General features: G+C 60.8%; 15 protein-coding genes. All 15 read right to left on the bottom strand.

The window, feature by feature from the left end; translation table 11 throughout:
- Positions 1-9: 9 nt before the first annotated feature.
- Entirely contained in the window at positions 10-1,332 is a 1,323-nt protein-coding gene (proS, locus tag NMA58_RS06505; protein WP_097598361.1) for a proline--tRNA ligase, read from the bottom strand.
- Positions 1,333-1,922: 590 nt separating this feature from the next.
- On the bottom strand, positions 1,923-2,198 hold the full coding sequence (locus tag NMA58_RS06500; RefSeq protein ID WP_020921013.1) for a DUF1467 family protein: 276 nt from the start codon (positions 2,196-2,198) through the stop codon (positions 1,923-1,925).
- A 163-nt stretch (positions 2,199-2,361) separates the two neighbouring features.
- Entirely contained in the window at positions 2,362-2,766 is a 405-nt protein-coding gene (gene mce, locus NMA58_RS06495; RefSeq protein ID WP_430957645.1) for a methylmalonyl-CoA epimerase, read from the bottom strand.
- A 2-nt stretch (positions 2,767-2,768) separates the two neighbouring features.
- On the bottom strand, positions 2,769-4,439 hold the full coding sequence (locus NMA58_RS06490) for a ribonuclease J (protein ID WP_430957646.1): 1,671 nt from the start codon (positions 4,437-4,439) through the stop codon (positions 2,769-2,771).
- Positions 4,440-4,456: 17 nt separating this feature from the next.
- On the bottom strand, positions 4,457-5,221 hold the full coding sequence (locus NMA58_RS06485; protein WP_434712752.1) for a biotin--[acetyl-CoA-carboxylase] ligase: 765 nt from the start codon (positions 5,219-5,221) through the stop codon (positions 4,457-4,459).
- Complete coding sequence (gene nuoN, locus NMA58_RS06480; protein ID WP_097598365.1) at positions 5,221-6,666, bottom strand: NADH-quinone oxidoreductase subunit NuoN; 1,446 nt, start codon at positions 6,664-6,666, stop codon at positions 5,221-5,223. The genes NMA58_RS06485 and nuoN overlap by 1 nt, the downstream gene beginning before the upstream one ends.
- A gap of 18 nt (positions 6,667-6,684) precedes the next feature.
- Entirely contained in the window at positions 6,685-8,196 is a 1,512-nt protein-coding gene (locus tag NMA58_RS06475) for an NADH-quinone oxidoreductase subunit M (protein WP_097598366.1), read from the bottom strand.
- Positions 8,196-10,196 (bottom strand): NADH-quinone oxidoreductase subunit L, encoded by a 2,001-nt coding sequence (nuoL, locus tag NMA58_RS06470; protein WP_183699442.1) that lies wholly within the window; start codon positions 10,194-10,196, stop codon positions 8,196-8,198. Before nuoL ends, NMA58_RS06475 begins: the two co-directional genes overlap by 1 nt.
- Positions 10,197-10,203: 7 nt before the next feature.
- Entirely contained in the window at positions 10,204-10,512 is a 309-nt protein-coding gene (gene nuoK, locus NMA58_RS06465) for an NADH-quinone oxidoreductase subunit NuoK (RefSeq protein ID WP_010066755.1), read from the bottom strand.
- Positions 10,513-10,535: 23 nt separating this feature from the next.
- A complete protein-coding gene (locus tag NMA58_RS06460; RefSeq protein ID WP_011424932.1) occupies positions 10,536-11,150 on the bottom strand; it encodes an NADH-quinone oxidoreductase subunit J in 615 nt (204 codons plus the stop codon).
- Between the two features lie 139 nt (positions 11,151-11,289).
- Positions 11,290-11,781, bottom strand: a complete 492-nt coding sequence (nuoI, locus tag NMA58_RS06455; RefSeq protein ID WP_004680064.1) for an NADH-quinone oxidoreductase subunit NuoI — start codon at positions 11,779-11,781, stop codon at positions 11,290-11,292.
- Between the two features lie 40 nt (positions 11,782-11,821).
- The gene (gene nuoH, locus NMA58_RS06450) at positions 11,822-12,865 is read right to left on the bottom strand and encodes an NADH-quinone oxidoreductase subunit NuoH (RefSeq protein ID WP_434712751.1); all 1,044 of its coding nucleotides are present in this window, start codon (positions 12,863-12,865) and stop codon (positions 11,822-11,824) included.
- A gap of 12 nt (positions 12,866-12,877) precedes the next feature.
- Positions 12,878-14,959 (bottom strand): NADH-quinone oxidoreductase subunit NuoG, encoded by a 2,082-nt coding sequence (gene nuoG / locus NMA58_RS06445; protein ID WP_434712749.1) that lies wholly within the window; start codon positions 14,957-14,959, stop codon positions 12,878-12,880.
- Between the two features lie 221 nt (positions 14,960-15,180).
- Positions 15,181-15,864, bottom strand: a complete 684-nt coding sequence (locus NMA58_RS06440) for a 5' DNA nuclease (RefSeq protein ID WP_434712748.1) — start codon at positions 15,862-15,864, stop codon at positions 15,181-15,183.
- A gap of 2 nt (positions 15,865-15,866) precedes the next feature.
- Entirely contained in the window at positions 15,867-17,171 is a 1,305-nt protein-coding gene (gene nuoF / locus NMA58_RS06435; protein WP_064801825.1) for an NADH-quinone oxidoreductase subunit NuoF, read from the bottom strand.
- Between the last annotated feature and the right edge of the window lies 1 nt (position 17,172).

Here is a 17,172-nt window from a genome sequence, read left to right as displayed (position 1 = left end):
TCCGCTTCCTTAAGCCACGAACCTGTTGATCGCCGCTTCGATGGTCATCGTTTCACGGGCGCCGGTCTTGCGGTCCTTCACTTCGACCTCGCCGTTCGCGACCGCACGCGGGCCGGCGATGATCTGGACAGGTACGCCGATCAGGTCGGCGGTCGCGAACTTCGTGCCGGCCCGGTCGTCGGTGTCGTCATAGAGCACATCCTTGCCGGCCTTTTTCAGCGCGGCGTAGATCAGCTCACAAGTATCGTCGCAGGCCTCATCGCCCGCCTTCATGTTGATGACGACGACATCGAAGGGTGCGACCGATGCCGGCCAGATGATTCCGTTGTCATCATGCGATGCTTCGATGATGGCGGGAACAAGGCGTGTCGGACCGATACCGTAGGAACCCATGTGGACGAAGTGTTCCTTGCCGTCGGGCCCCTGGACTTTCGCGCCCATCGGCTCGGAATATTTCGTGCCGAAGTAGAAGATATGGCCAACCTCGATGCCGCGGGCGGAAAGGCGCTCGGCTTCGGGAACGGCGTTGAAAGCAGCCTCGTCGTGCATTTCCGAGGTGGCCGCGTAGAGCGAGGTCCACTTGTCGAAGATCGCCTTCAGGCCTTCGACGCTGTCGAAATCAGTGTTTTCGCCGGGAATATCGAAACCGACGAAGTCCTTATGGCAGAAGACTTCGGATTCGCCGGTATCGGCGAGGATGATGAATTCATGGCTGAGATTGCCGCCGATCGGGCCGGTATCCGCGCGCATAGGGATGGCGCGAAGGCCAAGCCGATCGAATGTTCTGAGATAGGCGGCGAACATCTTATTATAGGAATGCTCCGCCCCTTCGCGCGTCAGATCGAAGGAATAAGCGTCCTTCATCATGAATTCGCGCGAGCGCATGGTGCCGAAGCGAGGCCGGATCTCGTCACGGAACTTCAGCTGGATGTGATAGAGATTGAGCGGCAGGTCCTTGTAGGATTTGACGGAGGAGCGGAAAATATCCGTCACCATCTCCTCGTTGGTGGGGCCGTAGAGCATCGGCCGGTCCTGGCGATCCTTGATGCGCAGCATCTCCTTGCCATAGGCATCATAACGGCCGCTTTCCTGCCAGAGCTCGGCCGATTGCAGGGTCGGCATCGAAAGCTCAATGGCGCCGGCGCGGTTCTGCTCCTCGCGGATAATGGCGTTGACTTTGTCGAGCACACGCTTGCCGAGCGGCAACCAGGAATAGATGCCCTGAGACTGCTGGCGGATCATGCCGGCGCGCAGCATCAACCGATGGGAGACGATTTCCGCCTCCTTGGGGTTTTCCTTAAGGATGGGCAAGAAGTAGCGAGACAGACGCATGGCGATTCCGGAGCAGTTGAGATCCCACTGGCGAGCGGAATCGAAGATACTTGTGAATGTGGGAGCGTTCATAGCCGCTTCGCGGCGGGAAGGAAACCCGCAACTGCTGTCGGCCGCCTCCCGGACACGCATGTTCGCACCCGCAAAATGAAAGGGCGTAAAAAAGCGCGTATTTATAAGGACTTGAACGAAAATCTTGTCAACAGAAAAATTTTGCTAGGGTGTAGCAAAAATGCAAAAAAAGCTAATGACAAAGCCCAATCTTTGAGCTAGCTTTAGCTCACAAAACAGGCAAGAAGCTAAATTCTTGCTGTACTCGCGGTCAAGTCTTGGGAGGATCAGATCTTAGGCGCGCTCGTCGCAGCCCCGGCAACGGTTACAGATCACGCGATACTTAAAACAAGGCTTCTGGCCTTGTTTTTTTTTGGCTTTTCGCCCTCTCCTCCCATTCAAACTCCAGACGGCTCCCGTAAGGGAAGCCTCTCATTCCGTTAGGCGAGCTCTTTGCCGTAGCAGCACGACGCCAGTATGACGCAAAACGGCTTTTTTCCTGAATTCTGCATCTGCTCAAACTTTGAGCAAAAGCTATCTCAATAGAAGCTAGGCCCGAGTTGTGGAAGGGCGTCGAAGCCCCATCCGAAATAGGTGTCGCAGACATACCAAATGCCATAGATCAGCGCCGAGATCAGCGTCGTCAGCGAAAAGACGAAGGCGGCGCGAAAGCGGGTGGGCGCGCTTGGCACGGTGCCGAGCACGATATCGTCGTCTTCCGCCTGGGTGCGCAGGCCGATCGGCAGAACGGCGAACAGCGTCATCCACCAGATGATAAAGTAGACGGCGAATCCCTGGAGGAAGGTCTGGAGCATTAGCTTTCCCGGTGGTGTCTTGCCGACAGTACGCATCAAGCGCTGTGTCGCGTGGAACTGGCGCACTTATACGGTGGAATAGCGTCCAACTCAAAGCGAAGGAAACATTTCGTCGTCTTCGGGTCACTCTGCCGCAGCGAAACCGGGTCCGATTGTATTTGATTTAGGCCTGTTCGAGTTCGATCAGCGTGCCGAAGAAATCCTTCGGGTGCAAAAAGAGCACCGGCTTGCCATGCGCGCCGGTCTTCGGCTTGATATCGCCAAGCACCCGCGCGCCGGCGGCGACCAGTCGATCACGGGCGAGGATGATATCGTCCACCTCGTAACAGATATGATGCATGCCGCCGGACGGGTTCTTTTCGAGGAAAGTTGCGATTGGCGAGTCCTGCCCGAGCGGCTGCAGCAATTCGACCTTGGTGTTCGGCAACTCGACGAAGACCACGGTGACCCCGTGTTCCGGCAGAGGCTGCGGCTCAGATACCGCGGCCCCCAGCGTGTCGCGATAAGCGGCCGTCGCCGCTGCGAGGTCGGGAACGGCGATGGCGATGTGGTTCACCCGTCCGAGCATGGTCAGACCTTGGTTACGAAGGCGGTGACAACGGGCTTCTTGCCCCAGGCGTGATTTGCGGCCGCGCGGATGGCACGGCGCACGGCCTCCTGCAGCATGTCGATATCCTTGCGGCGGGCGCGCGGAATGCTTTCGATGGCGCTGATCGCCGCATCGTAGAGCGTATCTTCCATCTCCTCGCCTTCGTCATCATAAACCGGCAGACCGATCGAGACGAGATCGGGATCGCCGAGAATGTCATAACGGGCGTCGAGCACGACGTTGACCGCGACATGGCCGACATAGGAGAGTTTCTTGCGCTCGCCGATGCCCATTTCGTCGAAATCGCCGATCAGCAGGCCGTCCTTGTAGATCCGGCCATGCGGCGCTTCGCCGATCACCTCGACCGGCCCCGGCGCCAGCCGCAGGATATCGCCGTTGCGCACCCGCGGCACAATCGCGATGCCGGATTGCTCGGCAAGTTCCTTATGCGCCGTCAGATGTGTCGCCTCGCCATGTACCGGCACGACGATTTTCGGCCGGGTCCACTCATACATCCTCTGCAACTCGTTGCGGCGCGGATGGCCGGAGACGTGGACGAGCGCCTCAGTATCGGTGATGATATGCACGCCCTGCTCGACAAGGCCGTTCTTGATGTCCTGGATCGCCTTCTCGTTGCCGGGAATGGCACGCGAAGAAAAGACGACGATATCACCTGCCGCAAAGGCCACATTGCGCATCTCGTCACGGGAGAGCTTGGCAAGGGCCGCCCGCGCCTCACCCTGGCTACCGGTCAAGATGACGACGACCTTGTCGCGCGGGATATAGCCGTACTCCTCCTCGGAAATGAAAGGTTTGACCCCTTCCATCAGGCCGATGTCACTAGCGACATCGACGACGCGCTTCAGCGAACTGCCGAGCAGCAGCACTTCGCGGCCGGCCGCCTCGGCAGCCTCGGCTACGGTGCGAATACGCCCGACATTGGACGAGAAGGTCGTGATCGCCACCCGGCCCTCGGCATCCTCGATGATCTTGCGCAGGCTTTCCGACACATCCTTCTCGGAGGGTGAAACACCGTCGCGCAGGGCGTTGGTGGAATCGCACATCAGCGCCAGCACGCCCTCGTCGCCAAGCTGGCGGAAGCGTGTCTCATCGGTCAGAGGCCCGAGCGAAGGCTCGTGGTCGATCTTCCAGTCCCCCGTATGGATGATGTTGCCGGCCGGCGTGCGGATCATCAGCGACATCGGCTCGGGGATCGAATGGTTGACGGCCACACCTTCGATGCTGAACGGACCGACATTGATAGTATCGCCCGCCTTGAACGGCGTCACCGGCACTTCGCCGATCGTCGCCTTCTCGAAGTTGCGTTTGGCTTCAAGCAGCCCCGATGTAAAGGCCGAAGCGAAAACCGGAACGTTGAGGCCCGGCCAGAGATCGGCGAGTGCCCCGTAATGGTCTTCATGGGCGTGGGTGATGATGATTGCCTTGAGATTCTTTCGCTCGCTGGCAAGGAAGCGGATATCGGGCAGCACGAGGTCGACACCCGGCAAGTCAGGTCCCGGAAAAGTGACGCCGCAATCGACCATGATCCACTGGCGATGCTCGGGCGGGCCGTAGCCGTAAAGGGCAAGATTCATCCCGATCTCGCCGACGCCGCCCAGAGGCAGGAATACCAATTCGTCCTGTTTCGCCATAATTTTCGTTTTTTCCGCTATCTAAAAAACACATCACCGGCGGCAATAGACATGATCGTGCCAGCGCCGGTATCGAGCATCAACAAGCCATTATCATCAATCCCGGCGAATTGTCCGGAAATCGACCGGTCCGGTAAATTGACCGTGATCTTTTCCCCGATGCCACAGGCAATGGCGCGCCAGAGCGCGGTGATCTCGGCAATGCCGCGGCCCTGATCCCATATTTCGAGCACATCCGCCATCGCCGCGAAAAGATGAGCGAAAACTTCCTCCGGCGAAGCCGCGCTCGCATGCTGGCGCAGGCAGGTGACGGGATAGAGCGGATTGTCCGGCATGACCGAGACATTGATGCCGATGCCAACGATCAGCGCATAACGGCCATCCGGCAGCCCCTCGCCTTCGACCAGGATGCCGCAGGTCTTCTTCCTGCCAATGAGAATATCGTTCGGCCATTTGACCTCAAGCGGTTCGCCGCCGGGGGGCAGTACCCTGCGGATGGCCTGGTGAACGGCAACGGCAACCGCCAGCGGCAGCGAGCCGAGGCGCTCCATCGGCGCCGGGTCGATCAGCAGAAGAGACGCGTAGAGATTGCCGCGTTCGGAAACCCAGAGCCTGCCGCGACGGCCGCGGCCGCCGGTCTGCCTCTCGGCCGTCACCCAGAGATTGCCGGGATCCCCCGCCCGGGCTCGGGCGAGGCATTCGCTGTTGGTGGACGATGTTTCCGACAGAGCCTCATGCCTGATATCGCCGAGCGATATCCGGCGTCGTCCGTCGGAGGCCATCAGAAGAGCGTCGCAGCGGCAAGCTCTGCCGCGCCGCCGATCGGGCCGCCGATGAGCACATAGGCGGTGACGAAGAGACCGGAGAGACCGAAGACCAGACGCAGGGCGCTGGAGACACGGGCGAATTCGCCGGTCGCTTCATCGAACCACATCAGCTTGATGACACGCAGATAATAATAGGCGCCGACGACCGAGGCGAGAACGCCGATGATGGCAAGCGCATAAAGCTTGGCTTCGATCGCAGCAACGAAGACGAAGTATTTGGCGAAGAATCCGGCGAGCGGCGGAATGCCGGCGAGCGAGAACATCAGCGCCGTCAGCACCACAGCCATGAACGGGTTGGTTGTGGAAAGGCCGGCGAGATCGTTGACGTTTTCGACGACGGTGCCGTCCTTGCGGCGCATCGACATGATGATCGCGAAGGTGCCGAGCGTCATGATCATGTAAATGACCATGTAAAGCATGACGCCGGAAACGCCGGTCTGGTTGCCGGCGGCAAGGCCGACCAGCGCATAGCCCATGTGGCCGATCGAGGAATAGGCCATCAGCCGCTTGATGTTCTTTTGGCCGATCGCGGCAAAGGAGCCGAGCAGCATCGAGGCGATCGAGATGAAGACGACGACCTGCTGCCAGTCAGCCAGGACCGGCTGAAAGGCGGTGATGACCATGCGTGTCATCATCGCCATAGCGGCAACCTTGGGGGCTGCGGCGAGGAAGGCGGTAACCGGCGTCGGCGCGCCTTCATAAACGTCCGGCGTCCACATGTGGAAGGGAACGGCCGAGATCTTAAAGGCGATGCCGGCGAGGATGAAGACCAGGCCGAAGATGAGGCCGAGCGAACGCGCGCCTTCAACCGAAAGCGCCTGGGCGATCTCGGCGAAATGGGTATGGCCGGTGAAGCCGTAGACCAGCGACATGCCGTAGAGCAGCATGCCGGAGGACAGCGCGCCGAGGACGAAATATTTGAGGCCGGCTTCGGTCGACTTCAGGCTGTCGCGGTTGATCGCGGCGACGACGTAAAGCGCCAGCGACTGCAGTTCCAGCGCGAGATAGAGCGAGATCAGGTCGTTGGCCGAGATCATCAGCAGGATGCCGAGGGTCGCAAGCACCAGCAGAACCGGGAACTCGAACTTGTCGAGCTGATTTTCGCGGGCATGCCCCATGGTCATGAACAGGGCGACCAGCGAACCGATGAGCGCCACCAGCTTCATGAAGCGCGAGAAGCCGTCAGCCATATAGACGCCGCCGAAGGCGAGGCCTTCCGCCGGCACAAAGAGCAGCCACAGACCGGATGCGAGCAGCAGGACGATGGCAAGGCCGGTGACGGCAAGGCCCGACCGCTCGCCTGAGAAGACGCCGACCATCAACAGGACCAGGGCGCCGACCGCGAGGATGAGCTCCGGCGCGGAAAGATGCAGACTGAGGAGAATTGTTTCAGCGGTCATGTCCGATAAGTCCCGTCATCATTTCATAGACAGCGCAACATTCTGCGCTGCGTGCACGGCGGCCGTGTAGTTGTTGACCAGCAGATCCACCGAGGCGGCCGTCGCATCGAAGACCGGAGCCGGATAAACGCCGAAGAAAATGGTCAGCGCGACCAGCGGATAGAGAATAAGCTGTTCGCGTCTCGAAAGATCGAGCAGCGCCTTCAGCTTTTCCTTCTCGAGGGCGCCGAAGATTACCCGGCGATAGAGCCAGAGCGCATAAGCGGCCGAGAGAATGACGCCAGTGGCGGCAAAGAGCGCGACCCAGGTGTTGACCCGGAAGACGCCGATCAGCGTCAGGAATTCGCCGATGAAGCCAGACGTGCCGGGAAGCCCGACATTGGCCATGGTGAAGACCATCATCGCCACGGCATATTTCGGCATGTTGTTGACGAGGCCGCCATAGGCGTTGATCTCGCGGGTGTGGGTACGGTCGTAGACGACGCCGACGCAGAGGAAGAGCGCGCCGGAGACGATGCCGTGCGAGAGCATCTGGAAGATAGACCCCTGAACACCCTGCATGTTGGCGGCGAAGATGCCCATGGTCACGTAGCCCATATGCGCCACCGAGGAATAGGCGATCAGCTTCTTGATATCATCCTGCATCATTGCCACCAGCGAGGTGTAGATGATGGCGATGACCGACATGGCGAAGACGAGCGGCGCGAAATAGTCGGAGGCGACCGGGAACATGCCGAGCGAGAAGCGGATGAGACCGTAGCCGCCGAGCTTCAAGAGCACACCGGCCAGGATCACCGAACCTGCCGTCGGCGCCTGAACGTGGGCGTCCGGAAGCCACGTATGGACCGGCCACATCGGCATCTTCACCGCGAACGAGGCGAAGAAGGCAAGCCAGAGCCATGTCTGCAGCGCCGGCGGGAACTTGTAGGCGAGCAGCGCGGTGATGTCGGTCGTGCCGGCCTGCCAGTACATCGCCATGATGGCGAGCAGCATCAGCACCGAGCCGAGCAGCGTATAGAGGAAGAACTTGTAGCTCGCATAGACACGGTCCTTGCCGCCCCAGACGCCGATGATCAGGAACATCGGGATGAGGCCCGCTTCGAAGAAGACGTAGAAGAGCACGATATCGAGCGAGACGAAGACGCCGACCATCATCGTTTCGAGGATGAGGAAGGCGATCATGTATTCCTTCAGGCGCTTCTCGATCGAGAGCCAGCTCGCGAGCACGCAGAAGGGCATGAGGAAGGTCGACAGAATGACGAACAGCATGGAAATGCCGTCGACGCCGACGTGGTAGCCGATGCCGGTGCCGAGCCAATCATGCTTTTCGAGCATCTGGAAGCCGGGATTGGCATTGTCGAAGCCGATCCAGATGAAGAGCGAGACGACGAAAGTGAAGACGGTGGTGATCAGCGAGATCCACAGCACGTTCTTCCGGCCGCTTTCGCTGTCGCCATTCATCAAGAGCAGGAGCACCACACCGACGAGCGGCAGGAAGGTGACCGTTGAAAGAATAGGCCAATCGGTCATCAGAAGGAACTCCCGAGCATCATCCAGGTAACGAGCGCCGCAATGCCGAGCAGCATGGCGAATGCATAGTGATAGAGGTAACCGGTCTGCAGGCGGACGACGCGGTCGGTGACGGCGACAACGCGGGCTGCCACGCCGTTCGGGCCATAGGTATCGATGACGCCGACGTCACCCTTCTTCCACAGGAAGCGGCCAAGCGCCCTTGCCGTGCGGACGAAGAGGAAGTCGTAGAGTTCGTCGAAGTACCACTTGTTGAGCAGGAAGTGGTAGAGCACCCGGTGCTGCTTGGCGAGGACGCGCGGCGTCTGCGGCGAGCGGATATACATGTACCAGGCTATGACGAAGCCGATCAGCATGGCGATGAACGGGCTCAGGCCCACGAGCGCCGGCACATGGTGGAACTCCTCGACCAGTTCGTTCTCGGCGCCGGTAAACAGCGCGCCCTTCCAGAACTCGGCATATTCCTCGCCGTAGAACCGGCCTTCGAAGATCACGCCCGCCAGCACCGCGCCGATCGCCAGGAGATAAAGCGGCACCAGCATGACCTGCGGCGATTCGTGGACGTGGTGCATGACCTCGTGCGAAGCGCGCGGCTTGCCGAAGAAGGTCATGAAGATCAGACGCCAGGAGTAGAAGCTGGTGAACAGAGCGGCAATGACGAGCAACGAGAAGGCAAAGCCCGCGACCGGCGAATGCGAGGCATAGGTCGCCTCGATGATCACGTCCTTGGAGAAGAAGCCGGCAAAGCCGATCGGCGTGAAGGGAATGCCGACGCCGGTGATCGCCAGCGTGCCGATGATCATCATCCAGAACGTTACCTTGATGTGTGGCCGCAGGCCACCCATGTAGCGCATGTCCTGCTCGCCATCGACGGCGTGGATGACCGAGCCGGCGCAGAGGAAGAGCAGCGCCTTGAAGAAGGCGTGCGTAAAGAGATGGAAGATCGCCGCGCCATAGGCCCCTACCCCGAGCGCCACGAACATGTAGCCGAGCTGCGAGCAGGTGGAATAGGCGATGACGCGCTTGATGTCGTTCTGGACCAGGCCGACAGTTGCCGCGAAGAAGGCGGTGATCGCGCCGATGACGGTAACGACGGTCAGTGCGTCGGGCGACAATTCGAAGAGCGGCGACATGCGGGCGACGAGGAAGACGCCGGCGGTGACCATGGTGGCGGCATGGATGAGGGCCGAGACCGGGGTCGGGCCTTCCATCGCGTCCGGCAGCCAGGTGTGCAGCAGGAACTGCGCCGACTTGCCCATCGCGCCCATGAATAGCAGCAGGCAGATGCCGGTCAGCGCATGCGCCTTGTCGAGCTGCATGCCGAAGAGGTTGAGGATCACTTCGCTCGCCTCGCCGCCACCTTCATGCGGGGCGAAATTCGATGCATTAGCGAAGATCGTATCGAGGTTGATCGAGCCGAACAGCACGAAGACGCCGGCAATGCCGAGCACGAAACCGAAGTCGCCGACGCGGTTGACGATGAAAGCCTTCATCGCCGCGGCCGTCGCCGAAGGCTTCTTGAACCAGAAGCCGATCAGTAGATAGGAGGCGAGACCGACGCCTTCCCAGCCGAAGAACATCTGGGCAAGATTGTCGGCTGTCACCAGCATCAGCATGGCGAAGGTGAAGAGCGACAGATAGGCAAAGAAGCGCGGGCGATGCGGATCGGTATGCATGTAGCCGATCGAATAGATATGCACCAGCGTCGAGACCGTGTTGACCACGATCAGCATGACGGAGGTGAGCGTATCCACGCGCAGCGACCAGGAGACGTCGATGCCGCCGGACTGGATCCAGCGCAGCACCTCGACCTTGATCGGCCCGCCTTCAAGATGGCCCATGCCGACGTTAAAGAAGACGATCCAGGACAGGATGCCGGCAATGATCATCAGGCCGCTGGTGACATATTCCGAAGCCTTGGCGCCGATGGCGCGGCCGAAAAGGCCGGCGACGATGGCGCCGATCAAGGGAAGAAAGACAATAGCCTTATAGAGGAACATGAGCCACTCAGCCCTTCATCATATTGACGTCTTCGACCGCGATCGAGCCGCGGTTGCGGTAGAAGACAACGAGAATTGCAAGACCGATCGCCGCTTCGGCAGCCGCGACCGTCAGAATGAACAGCGCGAAGACCTGACCGACAATGTCGTTCAGGAAGTGAGAGAAGGCGACCATGTTGATGTTGACAGCAAGCAGGATCAGTTCGACCGACATAAGGATGACGATGACGTTCTTCCGGTTGAGGAAGATGCCGAAGACGCCGAGCGTGAAGAGGATGGCGCTGACCGTCAGGTAATGGGAAAGTCCGATGACCATGTTCTTTGTTCCTTGACCTGCCTTTAGACGCCCTGCCCGGGCTTGACCGACACCACCTCGACGGCGGTGGCGGGCGTGCGGGCAACCTGCCTTGAGATATTCTGCCGCTTGATGTTGGTGCGATGCCTCAGCGTCAGCACGATCGCGCCGATCATGGCGACCAGCAGCACCAGGCCGGCAATCTGGAAGAAATAGACGTAGTTGGTGTAAAGCACGTCGCCGAGAGCGGCCGTATTCGTACGCTCGCTGAGCGCCGGGATCGGCATGGCGACTGACTTGGCGATATCAGGCGAGATGACGCTGCCGCCGATCACGACGATCAACTCGGCCGCCAGGATGATCCCAATCAACCCGCCGATCGGCGCATATTCGAGCACGCCTGCCCTCAATTCGGTGAAGTCAATGTCGAGCATCATCACCACAAAGAGGAAGAGGACGGCGACGGCGCCGACATAAACGACGAGCAGGATCATCGCCAGGAACTCGGCGCCGAGCAGCAGGAACAGGCCGGCCGCGTTGAAGAACACCAGGATCAGGAACAGAACCGAGTGAACCGGGTTCTTCGCCCAGATGACCATGAACGCCGACGCCACAGCGACAAAGGCGAAAAGATAGAAAAATAGAGCCTGCAGACCCATGTTGGTGCCTTTTTCATCTTCCCCCGGGCAGCCGGGAGTTTCCCTGCCCGATGAAGCTTCGCGGCACTCGCCGGCAAAGCTCCTGTACATATTGACCGCGACAGGAGCGAGCGCTCCATCACAGCATTTCAGATATCAATCAGCGATACGGCGAGTCGATCGCGATGTTGCGGGCGATTTCACGCTCCCACCGGTCTCCGTTATCGAGAAGGCGCGCCTTGTCGAAATAGAGCTCTTCGCGGGTTTCCGTCGCAAATTCGAAATTCGGACCTTCGACGATCGCATCGACCGGGCAGGCTTCCTGGCAGAAGCCGCAATAGATGCACTTCACCATGTCGATGTCATAGCGCACCGTGCGGCGTGTGCCGTCGTTGCGGCGCGGACCGGCCTCGATGGTGATGGCCTGGGCAGGACAGATCGCCTCGCAGAGCTTGCAGGCGATGCAGCGTTCCTCGCCGTTCGGATAACGGCGCAGCGCGTGCTCGCCGCGGAATCGCGGGGAGACCGGGCCCTTTTCGAAGGGGTAATTGATCGTCGCCTTCTGGCGGAAGAAATAGCGCATCGACAGAAAGAACGCGCCGAAGAATTCCTTGAGGAACAGCGAGTTGATGGAGCTGGACAAGCTTGCCATCTTCAACCTCCAATTTTGCCGGAAACGAGAGCAGGCATCATTACGCCCATCCCATCAGTTTCAGCACGAATGCAACGATAATCACCATAGCGAGCGACAGCGGCAGGAAGACTTTCCAGCCGAGACGCATGAGCTGGTCGTAGCGGTAGCGCGGGACGAAGGCTTTGACCATCGCGAATATGAAGAACACGAAGCATGCCTTCAGCATGAACCAGATGATGCCAGGGACCCAGTTGAGGATCCAGATATCGACCGGAGGCAGCCAGCCGCCGAGGAAGAGGATCGTCGTCAGCGAGCACATCAGGCAGACGGCGGCATATTCGCCTAGCATGAACATCATGTATGGCGAGGAGCCGTATTCGACCATGAAGCCGGCGACAAGTTCCGACTCCGCTTCCGGAAGGTCGAAAGGCGGGCGGTTCGTCTCGGCGAGCGCCGAGATAAAGAAGACGATGAACATCGGGAACAGCGACAGCCAGTGCCAGTCGAGGAACGAGGCCGGCAGGCCGAGCATGGTGCCGAGGCCATTGTGCTGCGCATTGACGATGTCGGTCAGGTTGAGCGAGCCGACGCAGAGCAGAACGGTGACGATGACGAAGCCGATCGAGACTTCATAGGACACCATCTGTGCGGCCGAGCGCAGCGCGCCGAGGAACGGGTATTTCGAATTCGAAGCCCAGCCGCCCATGATGATGCCGTAGACTTCGAGAGAGGAGATCGCGAAAATATAGAGGATGCCGACATTGATGTTGGCGATCACCCAGCCGTCGGCGAGCGGCACCACCGCCCAGGTCGACAGCGCCAGAAGCACCGTAACCAGCGGGGCCAGCAGGAACACCGCCTTGTTGGCGCCGGCCGGAATGATCGGCTCCTTGAAGACAAACTTCAGAAGGTCGGCGAAGGACTGGAACAGGCCGAAGGGACCGACGACGTTCGGACCGCGGCGCAGCTGCACCGCCGCCCAGATCTTGCGGTCGGCAAGCAGCACGTAAGCGATGAAGACGAGCAGGCAGACGAGAAGCAGCAGCGACTGACCGATCATGATGATCCCCGGCCAGACATAGGTTGAGAAGAAAGAATCCATGAGTTCCTGCCCTTACTCTGCCGCGACTTTGAAATTGTTGCGGGCCAATGCCGAGCACTCGGCCATGACAGCCGAGGCGCGCGCTATCGGGTTCGTCAAATAGAAGTCTTTGACCGGCGACGCAAACCCTGACTTGTTCATCTTGCCGGCTTTTTTCGCGACTGCGGCAATTTGGGCGCTATCGGTTTCGGCGATCTCGTCGATGGCGGCGAAATGCGGGAAAGCGGCATAGAGCCGGCCGCGCAGCTCGCTCAGCGAATCGAAGGGAAGCTTCTTGCCGAGCACGTCCGACAGGGCGCGAATGATCGCCCAGTCCTCGCGGGCATCACCCGGCGCAAAGCCTGCGCGGTAGCCCATCTGGACACGGCCTTCGGTATTGACCCAGGTGCCGGACTTTTCGGTATAGGCTGCGGCCGGCAGGATCACGTCGGCATGGTGGGCGCCATTATCGCCGTGCGAGCCGATATAGACGGTGAGCTTGGCCTTCTTGGCGGTGAAGTCGAGTTCGTCGGCGCCAAGCAGGAAGAGCACGTCCATTGCCGTCAGCATCTCGGCGGCGCTGACGCCCTTGGCACCGGGTACGAAGCCGAGGTCGAGTCCTCCGACGCGCGAAGCGGCAGTGTGGAGGACGGCAAAGCCGTTCCAGCCGTCGACGACCGCACCGACCGAACCGGCAAGCTTGGCGGCACTTGCGAGTACGCCGGCGCCATCGCTGCGCGACAGCGCGCCCTGGCCGATGATGATCATCGGCTTGGCGGCGTTCTTCAGGACGTCCGCGAAGGCATGACTGCCGTCGACCAGATCCTTCAGTGTGTCGGGTCCGCCGCCGAGATAGTCATAGCTGTAACGCAGTTCACCGGGCTCGCCGATCACGCCGATCGGGAACTTGCCGCGGCGCCAGCGCTTGCGGATGCGGGCATTGAGGATAGCCGCCTCGAAACGTGGATTGGCGCCGATGATCAGCAGCGCGTCGGCCTGGTCGATGCCAGCAATTGTCGGGTTGAAAAGGTAGCTGGCGCGGCCGAGCGACGGATCGAGTGCCGTCCCATCCTGGCGACAGTCGAGATTGGCCGATCCCAGCGACTTCACCAGTTCGGAGAGCGCATACATTTCTTCGACGGAAGCGAGGTCGCCCGCGATCGCACCGATCTTGTCACCCGAGGTGGCGCTGACAGCAGCCTTGATGGCGCCGAAGGCTTCGGCCCAGCTCGCCGGCTGCAGGCGGCCGTCGCGGCGGACGTAAGGCCGGTCGAGGCGCTGCGTCTTCAAACCATCCCAGATGAAGCGGCTCTTGTCGGAAATCCACTCTTCGTTGATCGCCTCGTTGACACGCGGCAGGATGCGCATCACTTCACGGCCACGGGTGTCGACGCGGATCGCCGAACCGACGGCATCCATGACGTCGATCGACTCGGTCTTGTTCAATTCCCAGGGGCGCGCGGTGAAGGCGAAGGGCTTGGAGGTGAGCGCGCCGACCGGGCATAGGTCGACGACGTTGCCCTGCAGTTCGGAGGTCATCGCCTGTTCGAGATAGGTGGTGATCTCGGCATCCTCGCCGCGGCCGATCAGGCCGAGCTCGGAAATGCCGGCAACCTCAGTGGTGAAGCGGACACAGCGCGTGCAATGGATGCAGCGGTTCATCACCGTCTTGACGAGCGGGCCGATATACTTGTCCTCGACGGCGCGCTTGTCTTCCTGGTAGCGGGAGGTGTCGATGCCGAAGGCCATCGCCTGATCCTGCAGGTCGCATTCGCCGCCCTGGTCGCAGATCGGGCAATCGAGCGGATGGTTGATCAGCAGGAATTCCATCACGCCTTCGCGGGCCTTCTTGACCATCGGCGTGTTGGTGAAGACCTCGGGCAGTTCGCCATTCGGGCCGCCGCGGATGTCGCGCACGCTCATGGCGCAGGAAGCCTGCGGCTTCGGCGGGCCGCCCTTCACCTCGACAAGGCACATGCGGCAGTTGCCGGCAACCGACAGGCGTTCGTGGAAGCAGAAGCGCGGAACTTCGGCGCCGGCATCCTCACACGCCTGCAATAGCGTGAAATGATCCGGAACTTCGATCTCGTTGCCGTCAATCTTCAGTTTTGCCATCGTCGCTCAGTCCTGTTTCCCGTTTGCCTGAAGGCGGCAAACAAACCTGTTTTGCAACATTCTCTTTGCCGAGCCGGATCTTTCGTCCTGCTGGCAGCCGATGTCGCCCAAATTGTCTGTCGCGCGTTCCAGACGCGGAACCCGCACCGGCAGCTGCAGCGTGAGGCCCCGCCCCTGCGCCGATCCGCCCTATCTCCGGCCGGTTTGCACGGCCGGACAGTTCATTTCCTTCTGCGGCCTCGCCCGACCAGAACCTTCGCCTGACCAATCCAGTCGTCGCGCCCGATACGGCCGTTAAGGCCGAGCTCGGCGTCGAGCCGGGCAATATCCTCGTCGGTCCAGGCGGCAATATCGGCGAAGCCGCGAATGCCTTTGGTGTTCAACACCTGCTCCAGCTTCGGGCCGATGCCGGCGATCAGCTTGAGATCGTCGGCCTTTGCAGTCCGCTGAGCGGCTTTTGCATTCACAGCCGGCTTTGGCCGGCTCGCCGGCACCGGTTCGGCAGCCGGCTTGACGACTGTCAGCCTCGGCCCAGCCTTCCGCTCGACCGCAGGATTGTCGGCCGCGGGCTTGCTGAAAGCCTTGACGGCCGGGCGGATATTTTTCGGTCGGATATCGACTGCGGGCGCCGGTTCGTCGGGCGGCGTGTCATCAAGGGCTGCGGCGAGTTTGCCCGTCGTTTCCAGAGCGCCCTGGAAGGCTCCGAAAAAGGCGCTCGCCATCTGCGTCGAGAGGCCGAAACCGATTGCCGTTGCGGCGGCAAAGGCTGCGGCAGGGTGCGCCATCAGCGGATGCACAGGCATTGCCTGCGCGTTTTCCAGCATCTCGGCGGCAAGACGGCCGAAGCCGGCCGCGAAATCAGCGGTCTCTTCCTTCTTCCCACTCTTGGATGCCTTGTCCGTCATGATTACTCAGCCGCCTCCAAAACCGCCCCGTGGTCGAGCGCACTTGCCGTATACTGGTCGATGCGCTTTTCGATCTCGGGGCGGAAGTTACGGATCAGGCCCTGCACCGGCCATGCGGCGGCGTCGCCGAGCGCACAGATGGTGTGGCCTTCGATTTGCTTCGTCACCTGGAACAGCATGTCGATTTCGCGCTTCTGGGCATTGCCCTTGGCCATGCGCTCCATCACGCGCCACATCCAGCCCGTGCCTTCGCGGCAGGGCGTGCACTGGCCACAGCTCTCATGCTTGAAGAACGCGGAGATGCGGGCGATCGCCTTGATGACGTCGGTGGACTTGTCCATGACGATCGCGGCGGCCGTGCCGAAGGAGGAGCCGACACCGCGCAGGCCGTCGAAATCCATCGGGCAATCGATGATGTCCTTGGCCGGAACGATCGGGCAGGATGCGCCGCCCGGAATGACGGCGAGCAGGTTGTCCCAGCCGCCGCGGATGCCGCCAGCGTGGCGGTCGACTAGTTCGCGGAATGTGATACCCATTTCCTCTTCGACGGTGCACGGCTTATTGACGTGGCCGGAGAGCATGAACAGCTTGGTGCCGACATTGTTCGGACGGCCGATAGACGAGAACCAGCCGGCGCCGCGGCGCAGGATCGTCGGCGCGACAGCGATCGATTCGACGTTGTTGACGGTCGTCGGGCAGCCGTAGAGACCCATATTGGCGGGGAACGGCGGCTTGAGCCGCGGCTGGCCCTTCTTGCCCTCGAGGCTCTCGAGCAGCGCGGTTTCCTCACCGCAGATATAGGCGCCGGCGCCGTGATGGACAAAGATATCCATGTCCCAGCCGAGCTTGTTGTTCTTGCCAAGCAGGCCGTAATCATAACATTCGTCGATTGCAGCCTGCAGCGCTTCACGCTCGCGGATATATTCGCCGCGCACATAGATATAGGCGGTATTGGCGCCCATGGCGAAGCTCGCGACGACGCAGCCTTCGATCAGCGTGTGCGGATCGTGGCGCATGATGTCGCGGTCCTTGCAGGTGCCGGGCTCCGATTCGTCGGCATTGACGACCAGGTAATGCGGGCGGCCGTCGCTTTCCTTCGGCATGAAGGACCATTTGAGACCCGTGGGGAAGCCGGCGCCGCCGCGGCCGCGAAGGCCAGAGGCCTTCATCTCGTTGATGATCCAATCGCGGCCCTTTTCGAGGATCTGCTTGGTGCCATCCCAATGGCCGCGGCTCATCGCGCCCTTCAGGGACTTGTCCTTGAGGCCGTAGATGTTGGTAAAGATGCGGTCTTTATCTTGTAACATG

It is taken from the genome of Rhizobium sp. YTUHZ045, from assembly GCF_051124255.1.
Classification (GTDB): domain Bacteria; phylum Pseudomonadota; class Alphaproteobacteria; order Rhizobiales; family Rhizobiaceae; genus Rhizobium.
This window is presented reverse-complemented; position numbering and strand designations above follow the sequence as displayed.

What these genes read in the sequence shown, in the direction of transcription:
- proS (WP_097598361.1), bottom strand. Translation starts at nt 1,332, where the DNA reads ATGCGTCTGTCTCGCTACTTCTTGCCCATCCTTAAGGAAAACCCCAAG.
- NMA58_RS06500 (WP_020921013.1), bottom strand. Translation starts at nt 2,198, where the DNA reads ATGCTCCAGACCTTCCTCCAGGGATTCGCCGTCTACTTTATCATCTGG.
- mce (WP_430957645.1), bottom strand. Translation starts at nt 2,766, where the DNA reads ATGCTCGGACGGGTGAACCACATCGCCATCGCCGTTCCCGACCTCGCA.
- NMA58_RS06490 (WP_430957646.1), bottom strand. Translation starts at nt 4,439, where the DNA reads ATGGCGAAACAGGACGAATTGGTATTCCTGCCTCTGGGCGGCGTCGGC.
- NMA58_RS06485 (WP_434712752.1), bottom strand. Translation starts at nt 5,221, where the DNA reads ATGGCCTCCGACGGACGACGCCGGATATCGCTCGGCGATATCAGGCAT.
- nuoN (WP_097598365.1), bottom strand. Translation starts at nt 6,666, where the DNA reads ATGACCGCTGAAACAATTCTCCTCAGTCTGCATCTTTCCGCGCCGGAG.
- NMA58_RS06475 (WP_097598366.1), bottom strand. Translation starts at nt 8,196, where the DNA reads ATGACCGATTGGCCTATTCTTTCAACGGTCACCTTCCTGCCGCTCGTC.
- nuoL (WP_183699442.1), bottom strand. Translation starts at nt 10,196, where the DNA reads ATGTTCCTCTATAAGGCTATTGTCTTTCTTCCCTTGATCGGCGCCATC.
- nuoK (WP_010066755.1), bottom strand. Translation starts at nt 10,512, where the DNA reads ATGGTCATCGGACTTTCCCATTACCTGACGGTCAGCGCCATCCTCTTC.
- NMA58_RS06460 (WP_011424932.1), bottom strand. Translation starts at nt 11,150, where the DNA reads ATGGGTCTGCAGGCTCTATTTTTCTATCTTTTCGCCTTTGTCGCTGTG.
- nuoI (WP_004680064.1), bottom strand. Translation starts at nt 11,781, where the DNA reads ATGGCAAGCTTGTCCAGCTCCATCAACTCGCTGTTCCTCAAGGAATTC.
- nuoH (WP_434712751.1), bottom strand. Translation starts at nt 12,865, where the DNA reads ATGGATTCTTTCTTCTCAACCTATGTCTGGCCGGGGATCATCATGATC.
- nuoG (WP_434712749.1), bottom strand. Translation starts at nt 14,959, where the DNA reads ATGGCAAAACTGAAGATTGACGGCAACGAGATCGAAGTTCCGGATCAT.
- NMA58_RS06440 (WP_434712748.1), bottom strand. Translation starts at nt 15,864, where the DNA reads ATGACGGACAAGGCATCCAAGAGTGGGAAGAAGGAAGAGACCGCTGAT.
- nuoF (WP_064801825.1), bottom strand. Translation starts at nt 17,171, where the DNA reads ATGTTACAAGATAAAGACCGCATCTTTACCAACATCTACGGCCTCAAG.